This is a genomic window from Lentzea sp. JNUCC 0626 (genome assembly GCF_043632865.1).
Classification (GTDB): domain Bacteria; phylum Actinomycetota; class Actinomycetes; order Mycobacteriales; family Pseudonocardiaceae; genus Lentzea.
Map to the genome: position 1 here is coordinate 7834231 of NZ_CP171635.1, position 18429 is coordinate 7852659.

Sequence of the window (18429 nt, forward strand, 5' to 3'; positions counted from 1 at the left end):
GTGAGGGAGAGCGAGTGTCGGCCGAAGGTTCGAATGTAGAGACGGTGCCGACGACGGATTCGCCTGAGGTACCCGACGTGCGTCTGCGGCGTAATATCTTGGTACTTCGAATGGCGCTTGTGATCATCGCTATTGCGGGGGCTTTGGCGTGGGTAATCATGCGATTCGTCATCTCTGACGGGAACATTTCTGATGCTAAAACGGCAAAGACTACTGCCGAGAAAGCGAATGAAGCCGCTTCTCGCGTGTTTGTGAGCAGGGGCGATGACTTGCGCTCTGCTCGGAGTTCATTAAACTCGGCTACCAGTTCGGTGGTATTGCTCCCGTCGACCAGTCAAGTTGAATCTCTTAAGGCAGCGGTCAAGTTTGCTGAAGACGAATATCAAAGCAGCAAAGTGAAGGCAGAGGAGACCGCGCAGGTCCTCAAGGACGCGAACGCACGGTTTGATGCAGCGAACGCTTACGAGCCTCGGCTCATGACGATACTTTATGTGGGCCTTGGGGCTGTGTTTGTGTTGTGCCTGCTCTATGTGCCTAGTGTTCGCTATCTGCGTCTGGAGGCTGAGCGCAGGGACGAAATTTCCCAGGCGATCAAGTCCATTGAGGATGAGGAAATAAAAGAGCCGTCGGCTGAATTTGAAAGCCTCTGGCTATCAAACAAGCAGCAGCTGCGACACTATCACCGGCTAGTGCTCGGGTATGCAGAATCGACTCGGCAGCTTACTCGATTTACGCTAGTTGGAGCTGCTTTGCTGATGCTTGCCCTGGGTGTGTTCTCGATGTTCGCTAGAGACACTTCTTCTGCAATCGCATCGTCCGTTCTTGTTGCTGCTAGTGCGGCGGTCACGGGGTACCTGGCGCGTGCCGTTCTGAGGAACTCTGAAGGATCTTCAAAAGAGTTGGGGGAGTTCTTCGCGCATCCGTTAGAGGTTGAAAAAGCATTGGCGGCAGAGAGGCTGGTTCTGACTATGCCGGAAAATGAGCAGAGTGCAGCCAAGCTCATTATTGTGAAGTTTCTCGCTAGTAAACCCGTGCCAATGTTGGTGCAGCCAGCAGAAGCTGTACCCGGCGAGACTGACTTGACCAGCCCCTAGTCATCTCGGCAGGAGTCGCTGGTTGTGCCTGCCCTGCATGTTCTGCCTACGGCGTCGGGCTAGTCGGCCGATTAGTAAGGCCGAAGTTGCTCACCCGTTCGGCGACTAATTCGAACACTTGGTCGAACACCGGGTGTGGCGGCAGCGAACTGTCGGTGTTGCTGGCTACGCTCGACCTAGGCAAAGGCAACTGCCCGAGCCGGGTGGTTGCCTCCGCCTAGGGACATGCGATTGGCGTCCAGGAACCTACCGGACTCGTTGTGTCGTCACCATGTGGCGGCCCGACTCCGTGGGATGCGGCCACCCTCGTTTTGAGAGAAAGGGGGTACCGGCGATGTCGGTGCCTCAGGTCCCGAAGGAAGGTGGCGGTACGCAGGACCGCGACCGGAACAAGGACGGCAGCTGGCGCAAGAAGCGCAGCGACGCTGGGAAGTCCCGCAAGAAGTAACCCTTCTTAGGGCTCGGCTGGCGCAGTCTCATGGCTGCGCCAGCTCCGGTCAGTTGCTACTCATCACCGTCCAACATGGCGTCGATTTTCTGGTTCGACTTCTCCCGCTGGCCGTCCAGCACCTTCGCATAGACCTTCAGCAGCACATCGACCGTGTGCCCTGCTCGCTCCGCAACCTCCGCTGGAGGCAGGCCGGCCGCGAGCCACGTCGAGACCGCCGCATGCCGGAGCGAGTACGGCGTTTCGGCCAACGGCGACTCAAACTGCTCAGGAGCAAGAGCCAGCTCGCGAACGCGACCCCAGGCGTGGGTGTAGACCGTCGCGTTGATCGGCCCGCCGCTGACCATCCCGCGGAACAACCGTCCATCCGGCGTGGTCCCGAACGTCTCCAGATGCCACCGGAGGATCGCGACCAGCACAGGCGGAATCGGCACTGGTCGGACGGCGCCCTCAGCCTGCCGCTTGAGCGAGCGCGTTTCCCATAGCTCGCCGGAGTCGGTGTACCGCCCGTTCGCCCGCGAAGCCGACTTCTCCAGGACGAGTTCACCCCAGCCGGTCTCGGGCAACTTGCAGTCAGCCTCCCTCAGCCGGTTGACCTCACACGGACGCAGAGCCGCGTAGTACATGGTCGAGAAGAACCCGTACAAGTAGTCGTACTGCCCGGTCGTGGTGCCCGCATAGGTCACAGCCGCGAGGCACTGGCGCCCTTGAGCAGGGTTCACGACTGATCGAGGGTCAACCTCGCTCGTGCCCCGCTGCACCGCGGACTTCAGCCCGGTGACCGGGTTCGCATCGAGTTCGCCGACGTCGACCGCGAACCCGAGCAGGTGGTGAAGCACGCCTCGCCGGGTTCGTGTCGTCCACGCGGCTGCAACCTTGCCGTCAAGGTTCCGGCCGAGCGACCGCAGCAGCCGACCAGTTTCGATCTTGTCAGCCAGTTCGCGAACCAGACGAGAGTTGGTCTCGATCCAACCCGCCGCGTCCTGCTCCGCCTCCGTCAGTGACCGGTTCCGGGTGTTGTCAGGCAGGAGGTGCGTCGTCAGTACGCGTCGGAGCACGCGAGCTGGAGGCGCGTCCTTCTGCGACCCGACAAACGCGGCCACCGGGATGGCCAAGGTGTCGACGTAGCGCTTCCGCGTATTGGGCGCCGCCTCCTCCCACGACTCACTGATGAACTCCTGTGCGAGTTTCAACAGCGACCGCGCGGATTGCTTCTTGACCTCCGACTCCGGCAACCCCGACGTGATGTCGAAGGCTTCGCCCTTCTTGACGAACTGCTTCAGGTCGGAGCGGCGGTTGTCCGCGAGCGCCTTGGACTTGTACCACTCCGAGTGCTGCTTTCCGGCCGTTGCCCAGCGGACCCCGTACGGCTTCGGGCGGACTTTCCCGTTCGCGTCCGGCTTGAGGACCTTGAGCGCGTAGATGCTGACCTTGTAGGTGAGGTTCACGCGGCATCACTCCGAAGGCCGAGCAGCCACGCGGCGAAGTCAGCGCCGGAGATGCGCAACGCCCCGTTCCGCATCTTGTGCACGACAGGAGCGGCACCGGGGATCTGCCGCCACTTGTAGAAGGTGTCCTTCGAGATGCGCATTCGGGCGCAGAACTCGTCGGCCGTCATGAAGTCGTCTGGTTTAGGCAGCTCGGACATGGTGTTCCCCCTCCTTTTCGTACTTGCGCAGGCGTTGAGCTTGGACCCGTTCGGCGATGCCGGCCGCGAGTTCGCGTTCCGCGTCGTTGTCGTAGCCGGATCCGGCGTACTGCCAGTCGTTGACGACGACCACCGCCGCGGGATCGAGTTCGAGGCGCTCGAACATTTCGAGCGTCCGGAACGTGCGGCGTTCCTCGCGGATGGCGCGGAACGTCGTGGAGTAGTGCTTGGACTTGGTGAGGAAGTGGCCGCGGAACCCGAGCATGTGCGCCCACTTGCGCAGGTTCAGTTCCTCGAAGTCGGCCAGGCCGCCGAGATCCCATGCGACCTGCACCATCCGCCGGTGGTGCTCGGAGATCTGGAGGATGTCGATGTCCAGCTGGGAGCGGATCGGCCGGTCCGCCGTGTCCTTCGCGCCGGTGCCCTTGGTGGCGTACTTGGCGACGTAGCCCGCCAACCGGGCCTCGCTGATCTCCCCGGACTCGTCCTCCACCTGGGAGCCGCGGATTCCCTTGGTGTCGACCTGTTCGCCCCACAGCAGGCGCAGCGCCGAGCCGTCCGGCCGCGTGGTGTCGATCCGTACCGCCCGAGCCGCCGCCTTGATGCAGTCGCCGAGCAGTTCGGCCGTGGCCCACATCGGGGTGGGGTCGTGTGGCCCGTCCGGTCCGTCGACGCGCACCACGGCGTGGAAGTGGACGAGGCCCCGCCGCTGGTATTCCGCGACCTTGGCGTACGAGAGCCGAGCGTGGTTCTTGAATTCGGAGACCTTGAGGCCGGCGGCGCCAGCGAGCTTGCGGCGCAGGGCGATCGTGAACCGGTGCCACAGCTTGCCCGCGTGTGCCTGCCAGAGCACCGCGCCGGTGTAGTCGTAGGTACCGGGGTCGACGGCACCGCCGATGCGGGGATCGTCGCCGTGGTGCCATTCGCCGCAGCCCGTGCAGGGCCGGACTTTGCCCGTCGTGGCGATCGGGCGGTTGTGGACCGGTCCGAACGACGGGGCGGTGAGCGTCGCGAACACGCGCGGCTTCTCAGACACCGTCTCGGGAACGCCTTTGGAGCCACCGGCTAGACCGGCATGCATCAGGTGATAGGCGTCAGCCGCGTACCGATCGGAGCAGGCCGGGCAGACCGACTCTCGGCGGTTGCCGCACGGGACCATGACGTCCCCGCCGATGTGCTCGATCAGCCCGCCGTGGAGGTCTTGGAGTTGGAAGGCGCCGGACAACCGGATAGGCGCGGCACAGCCGCCAATCGCGGTCACCCGGTCTCGCCATGCCCGGAAGTCGACCGCCTTGACTCGCGCGGTGATGCGGTCTTCCAGAGTGAGCACGGTGGCCCTCCTTTCGTTGCGGGAAAATGAAAAGGCGGGGCATGACCGGTGTTCTGGTCATGCCCCGCGTGGTTGAGATGGGTCAGGCCGCGAGTTGCGCAGCGAGCCGCGCGGCGTACTCCTCGGGCACGTTGAGCACGGCTTGGATGTCTTGCGCGGTAAGGGATCGACCTTCCGCGTGAACCTCGTTCACCTTGGCGTCCAGTGCGCCTTGCAGGTGGCCAGGAAGCCTCAGCGCGGTTCGAGTAGGTGCCGCCGGAGCGATTGCGCTCGGAGCGATAGACATCGGCGCAGGAACGATCTCAGTCGCCTTGTCACGAGCGGCGTTGCAGCGTGCCTGGATCACCGGCATGACTTCGGCGAGCAGGAACACCACGAGCGGGATCACGAGGTGCAGGAACACCATCCCCGCGTTGATCTGCCCATCCGGAGGCCGTAGCGACGACCACACGTTGGTGATCAGCGTTGCGCCGAGCAGCACCCGCTTGAGCCACTTGACCGGTCGGTCATCAACCGCCAGGCCGTGAGCGAGCATCTGCGCTTCCCACCGCAGGAGCGTGATCAGGATTCCGGCGAAGGCCGGTTCCACGAGCCACGCGCCCCACCACATCGGGTCAGACGGCCCGAGGTGCCCGGCGAGAAACGCTTGCACCCCGGTCGCGGTGAAGCCGAGTCCGCAGGTCAGGAAGCACCACATGGAGCGTGTCACCGAGACCCGGAACCGGTCCGCCTGCACCGCCGCCAGCAACGGGTTCGCCGTGAGCTGGTGGATGTCCTGCGCCTCATCGAGTTGTGCCCGCAGCCGTCGAACGGTTCGCGTCTCGCGCGATTCGTCGGACTCAGTTTCGTTGCTGTGATTGGACTTCTCCGACACTTGGCCACCTACTCCCCGTGCGCTGCCTTGAGGAGCAGGCACCCCAGCCACAGCAGTTCGGCAGCGAGCACCAGGCACCCGACGATGCCGAACAGCAGGTACATGCAGACCAGCGAGGTCACGGCGGCGGTTGCCATGTGCGCGAGGCGGACGAAGCCGCGGAGGTTCACCGGTACGGCGAGTACGAGCTTCATCAGGCCACGTCCTTTGCGTTCTTGGCGGGGTAGTGGATGCGGCGCCGATCAGCACCGGTGAGGCCGCCGACGACGCCGGAGGCGTTGGCCCGGAAACGGGGACTGGTGGCTTCCCAGTCGAGTTGGTCCTGGCGGCACTCAGCGATGACCGGGCAGGACTCACACACCTTCTTCGCGGCAGCGATTCGGCCGGCGGTGTCGAAGAGGCTCGGATCGGAGCCCGCGCAGGCAGCCTGTTCACGCCAGGCGGGCGGTCCGTCAGTCGGTCCGAAAAGGACCCGCATCAACACCCGGTAGCCGAAGGCTTCAGCGTCGTTGTTCCTCATGCCGCGACCGCCAGCCGGGGAGCGGACTTTCGCGCGGCCTGGACGACCTGGGCGACTTCATCGAAGGTGACCTGTTCCGGCGTGCACACGGCCAGCCGGAAGGCCTTGGCGAGCACCGCCCCCGAGCCGGACTTGACCTTGCCGCCCAGTTCGACCACCGAGGCCGAAGCGGTGAGTCCGAGCGTGACCCCGGAAGCGGTGCGGCCGGTCGCCGCGACGAAGAGGGTTCCAGCGGCCTGGAGGGTCCAGGTCAACTCGACCCCGTGCAGCGAGGCCGCCCAGACCAGCAGGCAGGCCAGCCGATCGGGTGCGGTACCGGAGGTGAACTCGGCGTGCACCGAGCCGGACGGCGTGGAGATGACCAAGCGGTCCGGCCGGGGCAGTCCGAGCGTGCGGATGTGGCCGCGGACCGAGCGGAGCAGACCGTCCAAGCGGCGAGGAGCGTTGATTTCGGGCATGGCAAGGCCTCCACGATTAGTGGTGAAAGTGTTGGGGTGAAAGAAAGTCAGGCGATCGAGCGAAGAGAGCCGGTCTGACCGTCGCGGACGAACTCCACGAGTTCGCGGATGTTCTCGTCCGTCGTGTACGCCGCACGGACCCGGCGAGGAACGCGTGAGCGTTCGTCGGTGCGGTAGCCGATGCCGGCCGTTTCAGGAATCGCGGGAATCTGGTCGGCGATCGCACCTCGTTCGCGTGCGCCCTCACCCAGCACCATGTCCGGGTGCGTCGGTGACGTGGTGCGCAGGCAGATGCGATTGGGGAACAGGTCCCGGATCGACAGCGTGTCCTTGTCCGGTTCCTGGATGTAGGCGTCCGCGACGTGCAGCGTTGCGCGGCCCATCGAAGTGCCCCGAGCGAGCAGACCGGTGATCTGTCGGGCGTACTCGGGCCGGTAGGCGACCAACGAGCCGATCTCGTCCACGATCAGCAGGTTGAGCGGGTACTCACGCGACGGCTGGACCGACCGCAGCCTAGCCCGCTGCATCCGCTGCTGGGTGCGCTCCATGTCGTCCACCCACATCTCGATCAGCTCCAGGCACTCGCCCGCGTCATCGGCGTAGCGGTTCTCCGTGATCGGCTTGATGGCCTGGAACTCCAGGTACTTCGGGTCGCAGACCCACAGGCGGACGATGCCGTCCCGGATCAGCGGTGCCATCGAGCGCAGCTTGGCGAACGCCAGCGAGTTCTTGCCCGACCCGGTCCCACCCGCTGTCAGGGTGTGCGTCCCTTGGACGGGTTCGGTCCAGTCGCCGCCGTACTCGTCCTCACCCAGCAGCACCGCCCGCAGGTCCACATCTTCGGAGTGCTCGGGCATGTCCGGCGCCGGGATGATCTCCGTGAACGGTTCGTCCCGCTGGACCACGAGAGCCACGTAACCGGGCTTCACCAGCTCGATAGCGACGCGCTCCGCCTCTATCGCGTGCGCCAACTCTTCGGCCTGGCGAGCGAAGTGCATCGGTGACTGGCCCTTGGCCAGCTTCACCAACACGGTGTCGATCGATGGCGAGTACGACCGGACGCGGACCACGCGCGGGTAGTTCGTGACCTTCTTCCGGCGGTGCTCGGTTGTCAGCTTGTGCACGTCCATCAGGTCCCGCCAGCGCCCGCCGACATACGCCCCGAACCACCGCCGCTGCCAGGCCCGCAGTGTGGGCGCGGCCAAGGTGTCGAACGAGTCCGGGTGACCCCGGTACCAAAGCCCGGTGGCACCAGCTGCGCCGCCGAGAACGTAGCCCGTGACGGACGGGCCAAGCGTGCAGGCGCCGGCCGCGACAGCGGACGGGGCGAGCATCCATTCCGGGTTCCTGGCCAGCCATCGCGCCGCGCGGAACTCGGCGGCCACGACGCGCTTGCTTGCGTTCCACTTCCAACCCATTGCAGTACTCCTCAGGGAAGCGCGACGGCCGACCCTCGAACGTGTCGAAGATCGGCCGCCGCGTTGATCAGTGCGGATTCAGTTGTTGGGCAGTTGCCCGCGGGCGTAGGACGCCTCCGTGGTCAGCACGCTGACCGAGCGGACGAACCGGCGCCGCAGGTCCGTGAAGCCCTCACGGCGGACCGGGATGCCGTCCATTGCCGTGCGGAGTTGCTTCATCGCCTGGTCCAGGTTGGACACGGCGTTGTCGAGCTGGTGAGACATCGATCAGGCTCCCCACTCTTTGGCCTTCAAATTGATCTCGTGCCGCTTGGCCTGCTCCCGCAGCGCACTGAGGTCGTTCCGCGCGGTCCGCAGGTAGCCCTTGAGTTCATCGGGCGTCGCGACCCGCCAGCCACCGGCCTTACCGGGCTTCACGCTCATCCGGTTGATGAGCTTTTCCAGCGGCACCAACAACTCCTCTACGAAGTCCATCGCGCCGACAAACGAGCCGTACTGCTGCTGTGCTCGCTCGTTCAACATCTCTTGGATCAACTGACCAACCTCTCAGTCCTCAAGTCGCCGACGTAGATGAAGCGGTACAACGCTTGCTGCAACTCCAGGTGATCGCGCCAGCTCTCGCCGACGCCCGGAAAGCCGTGCTTCGTAAGGACTTCGCCAACCTCATGAACGAGGCCGAACGTGAAGCGCGGGTCATCGCCGTCCGGATCAGCAAGTTCGATCGGGTACGAGCGCTCATCCATGGTGAAACTCCTTTCGGGAGGCACGGCAAACCCAGGAACGAAGGCGTACCTGGATTTACCGAATCTCCCGGAGCACGTGGAATGCTCCGGATTTAGGCATGGTTCGACTCACTGTGTAATTCTCAAAGAACAAATCTGAGTGCCCTGGCCCGACTCGAAGCGGGCGACCGGCCTACCGGGCAGGGCTTGCGGGACTAAGCCGCGGGAGCCGACACGATTCGTGCAGCGGGAGTGAGTCCGTCCGCCTTGAACCACAGGCCGGAGGCGGTGATCTTGCCGTCCTCCCCGCGCATCTCGTAGGTGTTGATCACGGGGTTGATCAGCTCGACGTAGTCGCCCTCCTCGAACCCCGCGCCAGGGTCGCCGGGAAGGTTGACGCGGATCTCCTCGCCCTTCGTCTTGCGACGGCCTTCAGTCGGGCGAGCCTTGGCGAACAGCACCACGACGAACTGCTCTTCGTTGGTGTTGCGGTCGACCACGGGAACGAGCTGGCCGCCGTCGAGTTCGCGCATCTTCACGCAGGGCGCTTCGGTGATCAGGAGCTTGTAGTGGGACAGGATCACGGGGATGTCGTTCAGAGCCATGTCGTACCTCCGGCGATGAGCAACTGATACATACCAATGTAGAGCAGTATGGATCGGATCGCATAGTCCAATCGGGTGATCTGTAGCAGTGTGGGTCAGTGAAGTTAGGCTGATGCCGTGAGCGACCAGCCAGGACTTGCCGCGTACCAGCGGGTTGTCGAAGCGGTGAAGAAGGACATCCGGTCCGGAGCCCTGGAAGTGGGCGCCCGGCTACCCGGTCACCGCAAACTCGCCGAGCAACACGGCGTCGCACTCGGGACCGCGCAGAAGGCTGTTCAGATCCTTGAGACCGAGGGCTGGGTGGTCTCGCAGCCAGCCGTAGGCGTCTTCGTTCAAGAGCCGCCGGCCGAGGATCGAAGCCCGGTCACGATCGAGACGGTCATTCGCCAGCTTGATCAATTGCAGGCGGCGGTCTTGCATCTGACTGAGCGTGTCGAGCAGCTCGAAGCCGCCGACGATCCTCGATCTGTTCCACCTTCTCAGTGACCCTCGTTATGGCGAACTGCAACTGACGCAGCCTGAGGCTGATGAATTCCAACTCATCCGGTGTTTCGTTCATGTACACATAGAACGGCAGGTGAGGGGGTGCATTGCAGTGTGCTCAAGGGGGTGCATTGATGCACGGAAGGGGTGCACGGGAGGTGCACGGCGTGCAGACGCGGTGATCATTTGACCGGAAACAGCGAACCGAACAAGCTCCTAGCTGCGGTGATGTCGGAAGCCGACATGAGCAACAAGGGGCTTGCCGCACGAGTACGAGAACTCGCCAATCGCGACGGTCAGACCGTTGCAGCCGACCACGTGTCTGTGCGTCGTTGGCTTGACGGCACGCGGCCGAAAGCGGCAACTCAGAACTACATCGCGCTTGCTCTCGGCGCGAAGCTCGGCCGGCGCGTCGACCTCGCGGAGATCGGCTTCAACGGCGGAATTCAGGCCGTCGGTCCAGACGCGACAGAGCACGGCACCGAGTACCCGCCGAGCGCGGACGCAGCTGTTGACCTGATGAGCCAGCTCACCGCCGCTGATCTCGAAGACCAACCGGCATTGGTGCGTTCTCAGTGGGCGCACGAGGCCACGCCCGGCATCATCACGGGCTACATGTTCGGCGACTCCCTGCACGTGGCGGATGCAGACGAGCTCCGCCGAGGCGGGGGAGCGGCAGCATCGGCGATCCGCGCGACGGCAGCCAACCTGATGGACCTCGACTTCAAGTACGGCGGCGGGCACGTCCGGAAGATGCTGCTCTTCTACTTCAAGACCGAGATCACGCCCCTTCTACAGGGCGCCCACAACGGGCCGGAACGGCGCGACCTGTTCAGCGCAGCCGCAGAGGTCGCGCAGCTTCTCGGGTGGAGCGCGTACGACGCCGGCCGCCACGGTGCGGCACAGCGGTACTTCGTCCAGGGACTACGGCTTGCCCGTGAAGCGCAGGACCATGTCCTAGGTGGACGGTTGTTGGCGAACCTCAGCCACCAGGCGAACTACCTCGGCCGCTTCAACGACGCCGTCCAGTTCGCGCGTGCGGCGCAGGGCTCGACCATTGCGAAGGCCACTCCGGCGGTCACCTCGATGTTCCTCGCGATGGAGGCAAGGGCGTTGGCGAGCAGCGGTCAGGCGCGCGAGTTCGCCCGCGTGATGCACGAGGCAGAGCGGTTCTTCAGCCAGCACGTCCCGGACGACGAACCACCGTGGATCAGCTACTTCAACGCGGAAGAGCTTGCAGGCGAAGCCGCCCACGGATTCCGCGACCTCATGCAGCCGGAGAAAGCCCGCCTGTACGCGGCCCGAGCCATTGCGCCGCATGACACCCCACCGCGGACCCGCGCGTTCATTGGAATGGTCTCGGCCGCGGGTGCACTCACGAACGGCGACCTTGAGGAAGCCGTGGACCTGGCGGTCGACGCGGTGGACCTGGCCGGCCCGCTGCAATCCAGCAGGTACGTCCGCTATCTCACCGACTTCCACGCGCAACTCGCGACGCTGCACGCGAAGGACCCCCGCACACGGCTGTTCGTGGAGCGCGTGATGCGGCACTACCCGGAGATTGATCTCGGAACCGCGGTCCTGCTGACCAGGGTGGCTTAGAAGGGCCGCCACGGAGTCGTTGCACGGCCGGTCCGCATCGTTTCGATCCGCGTCGCGTACTCGGCGGCGATCTCTTCAGATTCGTCAACGTTCTGCATGATCCACGTGGTCATCTTGATCTCATGCGTGGACTGCAAGACGCGGAATCCGTTCCACCTGGTGACGTCGTGCCCGTAGGCCTCGCAGAACTCGCGGTACTCGTCCGCGGTCCACCAGCCGGCCGACAGGTACTCGGTCGCCGTCATGGCCAAGTCCCACTCGGGCTGACCCTTGGAGAAGCGCTCGAAGTCGATGAGCAGCGCGGCGCCGTCGCTGACCATCAGGTTCTGGACGTGTGCGTCCCCGTGCGTCGACGTGGGTTCCAGCTGGAACTTGAGACCGCTGATCTCGTCTCGAAGCTCCGCGACCCTGTCCAACAGGAAGCGCTTGTCAGCGTCCGGCACATCAGAAGACTCGATGCGCGACTCGACGTGTACGAAGATGTCTTGCGCGGGCAGCTCGAACGTCGTCGGGGGCGACGTCTGGTGCAGTCTCAGCAGCAATCGCCCCAGATCGCCGACGTCCCCGCGGTTGCCGTTGCGTCCGTCGATGTAGCGCCAGAACGTCACCGGGTAGCCCGAAATCAAGATGGGCTGGTCGGCCGCGTGCAGCCGGACGGCAGGTACGCCGCTCTCCTCCAGCCAGTTCGAAACCGCCACCTCTTTGACCGCGTCGTCCCAGCGGTCGGCACTCCGCGCGATGCGAACGACGACCCCTGAACGCGGGAGGTGGAACAGGGCGTTCTCGCCCAGGCGCATCAAGCGTGCGTCGGTCGAGTCGATTCCGATGTGGGCGGACGCCTCTCTGAGGACCGCTGAAGCAAGGCGCGAGCTGAAAGGCCCGTCCGGGATGTCCGCTTCAACCACGTTGTGCACCGTGCTCACGCTAGAGGTTCGGTAATTGGGCCGCCAGGTCCGAGGTTCCCGGCCAGGACCGGACTCAATCAGTGCTCGGCCGCTCTTCCGTCGCTGTCTTGATGACCGCAACGTAGTCTTCGGTGAGCTGCCGACTGAGAAGTTCCTTTGAATCGGCCGGACTCAGGGAAATTGTGTCCAGGGCGGCCAAGAACGCGCGACATTGGGCAACTGCTGTCGCATCATGCACGAAGACTTTGGCGAACTCGCAATCAACGAACGCCGTTGCAGGCGCCTTCTTGTGTTCGTAGACGGTGAACTCGGTTGAGAACGGGGTTATCTCGCCGTCAGGGATGACTCGAACGAACCGCGAATTTCTCCTGAGCAGTTCGAGTTGATCCATCCGGCCTCGCGCTTCGTCGAGCGGGGCGACCAACGATCTCTCGGTTACGTAGAACAGTACTTCTGGGCGGTAAGCCGAGCCGAGGACACGCTGACGCTCTTGCTGCGACCTGACAGCGTCCTTGATTTGCTCCGGAGTTGCGCCACGTTGGATCAGTAGCTTCTCCGTGTACTCCGTGGTGCGTAGGAGAACAGGGAGAGTCGCGTTGCCGAAGCCGGTGATCGTAGATGCAGACGCCTCAGCAAAGGAGATCGTCTTGAAGTTGCTCGCTGCTTGAGCAAAGTAGAGGTCGAACGCGGTTCGGTAGAAGTCGCTGAACTCGGCCACCCAGCCGCGGCCCTTGCCGCACGCCGTCAAGTACTGAGCTAGGTCAAGATCAGTAGGACGCACCTTCCCGCGTTCGATGTTGGACACCTTGCTCGGGTCCCAGTCAAGCAGAGAGGCGAACTCATGACCATTTGAGAACTTGGCGCGGAGGGTTCGCAATTCGTCACCGAGTTCGCAGCTCCGAGGCGTGATTGGAGTCTGTTCCATCGTGGCTAGCTTCCTTTTGGTGCGGCGGTGCTGGGTTTCCTCGCTCGCGTCGTCCTGGTCGAGGTCATGCGAGACGGGCGCGTCCGTAGGGTGCTTGCTGCCTCGGCGATTGCCTCAACCGAGTCGGCAGGGGAGAGGGCGCGACGTTGTAGTGCCCTGAACCCGCTTTGGATCAGCTGGCAGGCGGTCGAGTCCTCGATGTATCGACCGCGTCCGGCCTCCTCCAGGTACACGACATCGTCGTGTTGATCGTGGGGAAATGCGAGGTGACAGTAGGAGCTTTGAGGCAGTAATTCCGAGTGCTCATCGTCGCTCAGGAGCTGAATCGTGAAGCAATCAAGTTCTGACAGGGATACCAGCTGGGCTAGTGCTGCGTTCGTGACTTCGGCACTTCCGGCCACCCGGCGAATCGCCTGCATGGTGACGACTACGTCCACCGTTGGGTTCGAAGACCCATCGGCGGCGAGGTCCTTGATCAGACTCACGCCTAAACTCGTACGCGACCGACCTTCTGGCTGCGAAAGAGCTGCGCTGTACTTGCTGGTTTGAAGAAGGTGCGGGATGGCGTCAGCGCCATACGCGCAGATCGAGGTTGCATCGAGATATGACTCGATCAGGTCCTCAGTGGCGTCCAGGTCGTAAGCAGACTGCTTGGTTTTGGCCTGCCTGCGTTCCCTCGCGGCGGCTTCAGCGCGTCGAATTTGCCGCTTCCAGACTTCGTTCGGGATGTTGTAAACACGACCCAGGATCATGATATTCAGTGGATCGAAGGGCCTTAGTGCGTTCTCCATCATGCTGAGGTTGGCCGTAGAGAATCCGGCTTCCTCGCAGGCTTCAGCAAGGCTCATGCCGGTTTCGTCGCGCCACTTCCAGAGGTTGCGGCCAATCGAACGTTCAGCCATCGACGGGCGGATGTAGACCGTCACGGTTTCCTCGATGCATCAACGATGGTCACGGCGGACGCGTCGATGATGCGTTCCATCCGCTCGGACAGGATTTTGGTCTCGTCTTGCGGCATCGGGTCAGCGGAAAGACCGCGACGTTCGGCGCGGCGACGGAGGGACTCTCCGAGGTCGATGAGGATCTCACCGAACTCCTTTTCGCGGTCCGGCGTCAGAGTCCCCATGACGATGTCGAAGGAGACGCCCGGCATCAGACCGGTGATCTTCCGGAAGGTCGCGACCAGGTCGACGTCCTCGGGCGACAACATCGGTGCCTACTCCTCGCCGCGGGAAGCTGTGGGAGGCGCCTGAAATCGGGGGAGCTGGTCCGTTCAACCAGCCGACCGAGCAGGTCGGTTCTCAGGCGCCAGCCGCGACGCTAGATCGAGAACAGGTCGGCAACCCGAGCTGTCAGCTAGGCCCGACCGACAGCGCTGCTGCTCAGAGAGGTGCGCCGACCCGAGTTGCCAGCCGCGCGGCTTCCGTTGCGACCGAGCGCCGAGCCCGTTGGACAAGGGTCTCCAGCAACTTGTGCGCGGCCGGCCGATGCTTCAGGTCCTCGGGTGCTTCGCGCTCGGTAGCGGAGAGCATGACTAGCGCACTTCCGAAGTCGCGACGCTGCACCTGGCCCTTGGCCTGGTCGAGGAGAAACGCCACGCGCCGCTCGATCGAAGGGGAACGGTCGTGGTCGATCCGCTCCGCCAGTCGTAGCCCGTCCGCAGCCGCGCCGGCCTCGACCTCAACGCTGACCGCGTGCATGGCGACGTTCGTCGGGCCAAACACCGTCCACAACGTGTTGCGCTCACCCGTCCGCTTTGCGAGCGGCTCAACGGTCTGGACGCGCTCACGTGCCTGCCAGACATTGCCTTGACGTGCAGCAGCGATAGAGCCGACGAGCAGGAGCGCACCGCGGAGCGCGACGGCGTCCAGGTCTTCGGCGGCCTGCGGTGACAGGGCTTCTGCCGCCTGCATCGCGACGTCTTCAGCGCCTTCAGCTTCACCGTCTGCAAGGAGAACCTGTGCAAGGTTCCATTGGGCCATCGCGAGCCGCAGCGGATCGTCCGCGTTCTCTCCTGCGCGGATAGCGCGGTCCGCCGCAAGCAGTGAAACATCCACCCGGCCAAGCCTTTTGGCGACGCTGCGCAGCAAGGCGTACAGGTCAGCAGCGCAGAACTGAACTTCGCGCCGATCAGCCGCGGAGCTGTTCGCGGCGCTGCGCAAGGCCTGCTCGGTCTCGACCACGAGTGCGGGGAGGTCCGGGGTGAGTTCGCTGTATCGGGTGGCCGACGTCTGCCAGGTCTGCCACGCGCCGAAGATGTTGTGCTGCAACGCTTTCAGGTCAACAGCCGCAGCGTCTGGCGGAAGCGGCCTGGTAAATGCCCGGTACAACGCGTCGCCAGCTGCTCCAGGCCGAGTTGACGCCCCACGCTTCGGGGACGAGCTCAACAGCTCGTCCGCCGACACGTGCAGCACTTCGGCGAGCTGCTTCAGCACGGTGACCGTGGGGAGCTTGAGCCCGCGTTCGATCTGATAGAGGTAGTCCGCCGTGATTCCCGCTAGCCCGGCAATCACGGTCTTGGGCAAGCGCGACGCCAGGCAGCGCAGACGCACCCGTTCGCCGATCGTGGCTGCGAGCTGTTCGTCCATCTTCACCCCTGCGAAGCGTTGACCTGCACTGATGCTACGCCCCAGCGCGAGACCCCAACTGAGTGACAGACTCGAAGCATGATCGCGCCGAACGAGCTGCGACGGCTCGTGCTCTGGGACATCGACCACACGTTGCTTCAGTCCCGCGGCATGGGGCGGGAGATGTACGAGCGAGCGGTCCCGGTGGCGATCGGCCGGCCTTTCCAACAGCTCGCCGACGTGAGCGGCAGGACCGAGCTGGACATCATCGCCGAGACCTTGAAACTGCACGGGGTCGAGCCGACGGATACGGCGATCGGCAAGCTCGTGAACGCACTCATCGACAGCTATGAAGCCGGCCGCGACGAGTTCGCGTCGCGAGCCCGAGTGCTTCCCGGAGCACGGGAAGCCGTGGAGGCACTAGAGAGTGAGCGAACCGTCCACCAAGGTGTGCTGACCGGGAACCTCCGGGCCGTCGCGCGGACCAAGCTCGTGGCACTCGGGCTCGAACAGTTCCTTGATCTGGAAACGAGTGCGTACGGCGACGACCATGCCGATCGGGCGCAACTGGTGGCAATCGCCAGGGAGCGTGCAGCCCGACAGCTCGACACTCAGTTCAGCCCAGACGACATATTTCTCATCGGTGACACTCCGCGGGACGTGGTCGCAGCCTCGACCGCAGGTGTTCGCGTCATCGCTGTGGCGACGGGACGAAGTAGCGTCAAGGACCTACACGCCGCCGGTGCTGCTGACGTGCTTGCCGACCTGACGGATACGGCGCATCTAGTGCAGTTGATCAACGCCTAGAGCATGTCGTGCTTGAGGTGCTGGTTGAGACTTCCTTGACGTCGCTGCCGCTTCTCCCGGTGATGGAGAATTAGTGATCTTCTGAGATTTCCTCAAAAGCAAGTTGTTCTTGCACGACAGAAGGCGTGCCCGATGCTTCGCGCAGTAGATCTTCTACTGGGCCGATGATTGATTGAATGTGGGCGTTGTAAAGCCAGCTGAGCATGCCATCGCGTTCCCAGTCGCCGAAAACTTGCACAGCAAGATCTTCATCATGTGCCCGAACGGCCAGGTGGTACTGATCAGTATCGGCCAATCTAACTCTGAATTTTCGAGAGGAAGAGGTCAATGTCTCAAGCCCGAAAACCCCTGGTCCGCCAGCATGCTTCTTTGTCAAGAGATGTACTCTGCCTATAACCGTCAACGGCTGGGAAGATTCGTCATCTACCGCAAGTTGACGCGCTACGCGTTCGAATACATCGGTGTCGGCTCCCCCGAACTCCAGTACAAACTTTGGACTGATGTTCTCTGGTGGGCTTGCGGGATCGAACTCGATTGCAATATCTCCGCCATCGGAATCTTTCGAGATTCCCGCAAGTGCAGTTGAGAGATCGTAAGAAACGCCGCGTCGCACAGCGGCCTCGAAGCCACTCAGGGAACCGGTCTCGTGATAGTGATCCAGGCTTTCTGCGACGGCTTCAAGGGCTGTGACTACAGACTGCGTAACCCTCCTGGCAGGAACGGCGTCGATTTCCGGCAGTGTTAGCTCATGAATTGCGGACCCGCTAAGGGCGATCTGTGCATTTGCTGGTGCGTAGGCTGTGACCACATAACTTCCAACGGCAGTCTGCCCCATGAGCACGCTGTCCAGATATCTGCCTGCAAACTGACCGTGCCGGTTGCTGTAACGCCGCAGGTGTTCCATATGAGACTTGGCGCCAGCAATGAGCGCAGATCTCGCTGTGCTGATGAGGTCTTCGCCTTGACGCCACGGAATCAAGCCGGAAGGCGCGTTGCTCTCTTTGCGGAAGCGGAACGAGTCCGTCAGCTCTGTGCTGAGTCTCGGAGCTAGATCGACTGCCCAAAGGTCTCGAAAGCTTGAACTGCTAAGTTCGAGAATTGTTGCACGCATCGAATCGCTGAAATCTGGTGCGGATCGATCGAGCGGGACAAGCAATGACCAGCGCTGACCCCAGGAGTCGTGGCCATCGGTCGGTGGAGTTAAGCGCTTGTAGATCCCGTTGCGCCCACCTGCGATTGTCCAGCCCAAGTCTTCAAGAAGCAGAAGCAAGCGATCCGGGTCGACCCGTTCTGGATGATCAGCAAAGGGCGGCCTCGAACCGTTCACGCCAGCTCCTCCTCTCTGTCCAGGCGGTCCAATATCTGGGTCAGTGCTGCTGCATCGAAAACGTTAGCCGTCGGAATGCGCACCGAAGGAGAGATTACTCCATCTGCCGCAGTCTCGCCCTCCAGGCTACGCCAGTAGCAGCAGTACTGGACTTCCAGCGACTCATGGCTGCCCTTGGTCCAGTCCGCTTGGGTTGGTGAGGTCGCCATGACTATCAAGATCGCTTTAGGGCCGCGTCGGCGCATGGCGAGCTTCTCGAAGTACTCACGCTTTTTCAGCTGATACGAAAATGAATCTTTTGTTGGGTCTGGCCGAAATGTTGTTGTGTTCTTCAGCTGGGCGAGAACGGTAATCTCTTCGGCGGTAGCCGTCGCCGCCGGGCGGATAATTCGAACGTCTGTTCCATAAATATCGCGCTTCGTCACCTCAACAGTGCAACCGGCAGTTGCGGCAACGGCGAACACGTAGCCTTCCTGGAGCTGCTCCATGCACTCCCAGAACGACCTGGTCACTACAGGCTTGATGTTGGTCTTGTGAGCCTTCTTCTGCTCAGTCAAAGTCAACCTCCCCTGAGCGGCACATGTGCCGTCCCCCCAAATGTAGCGACGAGAGCGTATTCGCCTCTAGATGGGCTATCTAGATCCATGTGGGTAGTCGTTAGCTTCGGGGCATCACAAGTTCGCAACATGCGCATGC

General features: G+C 63.1%; 23 protein-coding genes. 4 read left to right on the forward strand and 19 right to left on the reverse strand.

Features of this window, described 5'->3' with window-relative positions; genetic code table 11:
• Positions 1-14: 14 nt before the first annotated feature.
• A complete protein-coding gene (locus JNUCC0626_RS36320) occupies positions 15-1094 on the forward strand; it encodes a hypothetical protein (protein ID WP_394615234.1) in 1080 nt (359 codons plus the stop codon).
• Between the two features lie 504 nt (positions 1095-1598).
• Here JNUCC0626_RS36320 and JNUCC0626_RS36325 read toward each other — a convergent pair.
• From JNUCC0626_RS36325 to JNUCC0626_RS36380, 12 genes are all read right to left on the reverse strand, one after another.
• Complete coding sequence (locus JNUCC0626_RS36325) at positions 1599-2990, reverse strand: tyrosine-type recombinase/integrase (RefSeq protein ID WP_394615235.1); 1392 nt, start codon at positions 2988-2990, stop codon at positions 1599-1601.
• The gene (locus JNUCC0626_RS36330; RefSeq protein ID WP_394615236.1) at positions 2987-3190 is read right to left on the reverse strand and encodes a helix-turn-helix transcriptional regulator; all 204 of its coding nucleotides are present in this window, start codon (positions 3188-3190) and stop codon (positions 2987-2989) included. Before JNUCC0626_RS36330 ends, JNUCC0626_RS36325 begins: the two co-directional genes overlap by 4 nt.
• Positions 3174-4520 (reverse strand): replication initiator, encoded by a 1347-nt coding sequence (locus JNUCC0626_RS36335; RefSeq protein WP_394615237.1) that lies wholly within the window; start codon positions 4518-4520, stop codon positions 3174-3176. The genes JNUCC0626_RS36330 and JNUCC0626_RS36335 overlap by 17 nt, the downstream gene beginning before the upstream one ends.
• Positions 4521-4602: 82 nt before the next feature.
• Positions 4603-5394 carry a hypothetical protein gene (locus JNUCC0626_RS36340; RefSeq protein WP_394615238.1) on the reverse strand — a complete coding sequence of 264 codons (792 nt, stop codon included), beginning with the start codon at positions 5392-5394 and terminating at the stop codon, positions 4603-4605.
• Positions 5395-5402: 8 nt separating this feature from the next.
• Positions 5403-5588: a hypothetical protein gene (locus tag JNUCC0626_RS36345; protein WP_394615239.1), complete on the reverse strand. Its 186-nt coding sequence runs from the start codon at positions 5586-5588 to the stop codon at positions 5403-5405.
• Complete coding sequence (locus JNUCC0626_RS36350) at positions 5588-5914, reverse strand: WhiB family transcriptional regulator (RefSeq protein WP_394615240.1); 327 nt, start codon at positions 5912-5914, stop codon at positions 5588-5590. The genes JNUCC0626_RS36345 and JNUCC0626_RS36350 overlap by 1 nt, the downstream gene beginning before the upstream one ends.
• Entirely contained in the window at positions 5911-6372 is a 462-nt protein-coding gene (locus JNUCC0626_RS36355) for a hypothetical protein (protein ID WP_394615241.1), read from the reverse strand. The genes JNUCC0626_RS36350 and JNUCC0626_RS36355 overlap by 4 nt, the downstream gene beginning before the upstream one ends.
• A 47-nt stretch (positions 6373-6419) precedes the next feature.
• Positions 6420-7790 carry an FtsK/SpoIIIE domain-containing protein gene (locus JNUCC0626_RS36360; protein ID WP_394615242.1) on the reverse strand — a complete coding sequence of 457 codons (1371 nt, stop codon included), beginning with the start codon at positions 7788-7790 and terminating at the stop codon, positions 6420-6422.
• Between the two features lie 78 nt (positions 7791-7868).
• A complete protein-coding gene (locus JNUCC0626_RS36365; protein ID WP_253322590.1) occupies positions 7869-8054 on the reverse strand; it encodes a hypothetical protein in 186 nt (61 codons plus the stop codon).
• A 3-nt stretch (positions 8055-8057) separates the two neighbouring features.
• The gene (locus JNUCC0626_RS36370) at positions 8058-8324 is read right to left on the reverse strand and encodes a hypothetical protein (RefSeq protein ID WP_394615243.1); all 267 of its coding nucleotides are present in this window, start codon (positions 8322-8324) and stop codon (positions 8058-8060) included.
• Entirely contained in the window at positions 8321-8533 is a 213-nt protein-coding gene (locus JNUCC0626_RS36375; protein WP_285645408.1) for a hypothetical protein, read from the reverse strand. Before JNUCC0626_RS36375 ends, JNUCC0626_RS36370 begins: the two co-directional genes overlap by 4 nt.
• Before the next feature lie 194 nt (positions 8534-8727).
• Complete coding sequence (locus JNUCC0626_RS36380; RefSeq protein ID WP_253322593.1) at positions 8728-9117, reverse strand: hypothetical protein; 390 nt, start codon at positions 9115-9117, stop codon at positions 8728-8730.
• Between the two features lie 117 nt (positions 9118-9234).
• Between JNUCC0626_RS36380 and JNUCC0626_RS36385 the strand changes: the two genes are divergently transcribed.
• Both JNUCC0626_RS36385 and JNUCC0626_RS36390 read left to right on the forward strand, forming a co-directional pair.
• Entirely contained in the window at positions 9235-9603 is a 369-nt protein-coding gene (locus tag JNUCC0626_RS36385) for a GntR family transcriptional regulator (RefSeq protein WP_253322594.1), read from the forward strand.
• Positions 9604-9828: 225 nt separating this feature from the next.
• A complete protein-coding gene (locus JNUCC0626_RS36390; protein WP_394615244.1) occupies positions 9829-11202 on the forward strand; it encodes a hypothetical protein in 1374 nt (457 codons plus the stop codon).
• Here JNUCC0626_RS36390 and JNUCC0626_RS36395 read toward each other — a convergent pair.
• The 5 genes from JNUCC0626_RS36395 to JNUCC0626_RS36415 all read right to left on the reverse strand — a co-directional run bounded on the left by JNUCC0626_RS36395 (position 11199) and on the right by JNUCC0626_RS36415 (position 15620).
• Entirely contained in the window at positions 11199-12116 is a 918-nt protein-coding gene (locus JNUCC0626_RS36395) for a phosphotransferase family protein (protein WP_394615245.1), read from the reverse strand. The genes JNUCC0626_RS36390 and JNUCC0626_RS36395 overlap by 4 nt on opposite strands.
• 64 nt (positions 12117-12180) lie before the next feature.
• Complete coding sequence (locus tag JNUCC0626_RS36400) at positions 12181-13032, reverse strand: Scr1 family TA system antitoxin-like transcriptional regulator (RefSeq protein ID WP_394615246.1); 852 nt, start codon at positions 13030-13032, stop codon at positions 12181-12183.
• Positions 13033-13037: 5 nt separating this feature from the next.
• The gene (locus tag JNUCC0626_RS36405; protein ID WP_394615247.1) at positions 13038-13958 is read right to left on the reverse strand and encodes a Scr1 family TA system antitoxin-like transcriptional regulator; all 921 of its coding nucleotides are present in this window, start codon (positions 13956-13958) and stop codon (positions 13038-13040) included.
• Positions 13955-14242, reverse strand: coding sequence for a hypothetical protein (locus JNUCC0626_RS36410; RefSeq protein ID WP_394615248.1), 288 nt, complete (start codon positions 14240-14242; stop codon positions 13955-13957). The genes JNUCC0626_RS36405 and JNUCC0626_RS36410 overlap by 4 nt, the downstream gene beginning before the upstream one ends.
• A gap of 172 nt (positions 14243-14414) precedes the next feature.
• Complete coding sequence (locus tag JNUCC0626_RS36415; RefSeq protein ID WP_394615249.1) at positions 14415-15620, reverse strand: helix-turn-helix domain-containing protein; 1206 nt, start codon at positions 15618-15620, stop codon at positions 14415-14417.
• Positions 15621-15698: 78 nt separating this feature from the next.
• Between JNUCC0626_RS36415 and JNUCC0626_RS36420 the strand changes: the two genes are divergently transcribed.
• Positions 15699-16406, forward strand: coding sequence for an HAD family hydrolase (locus JNUCC0626_RS36420; protein WP_394615250.1), 708 nt, complete (start codon positions 15699-15701; stop codon positions 16404-16406).
• 70 nt (positions 16407-16476) lie between these two features.
• Here the strand turns inward: JNUCC0626_RS36420 and JNUCC0626_RS36425 are convergent, their stop codons facing one another.
• Complete coding sequence (locus JNUCC0626_RS36425) at positions 16477-17733, reverse strand: hypothetical protein (protein ID WP_394615251.1); 1257 nt, start codon at positions 17731-17733, stop codon at positions 16477-16479.
• A complete protein-coding gene (locus JNUCC0626_RS36430; protein ID WP_394615252.1) occupies positions 17730-18290 on the reverse strand; it encodes a DUF4365 domain-containing protein in 561 nt (186 codons plus the stop codon). Before JNUCC0626_RS36430 ends, JNUCC0626_RS36425 begins: the two co-directional genes overlap by 4 nt.
• Positions 18291-18429: the final 139 nt, after the last annotated feature.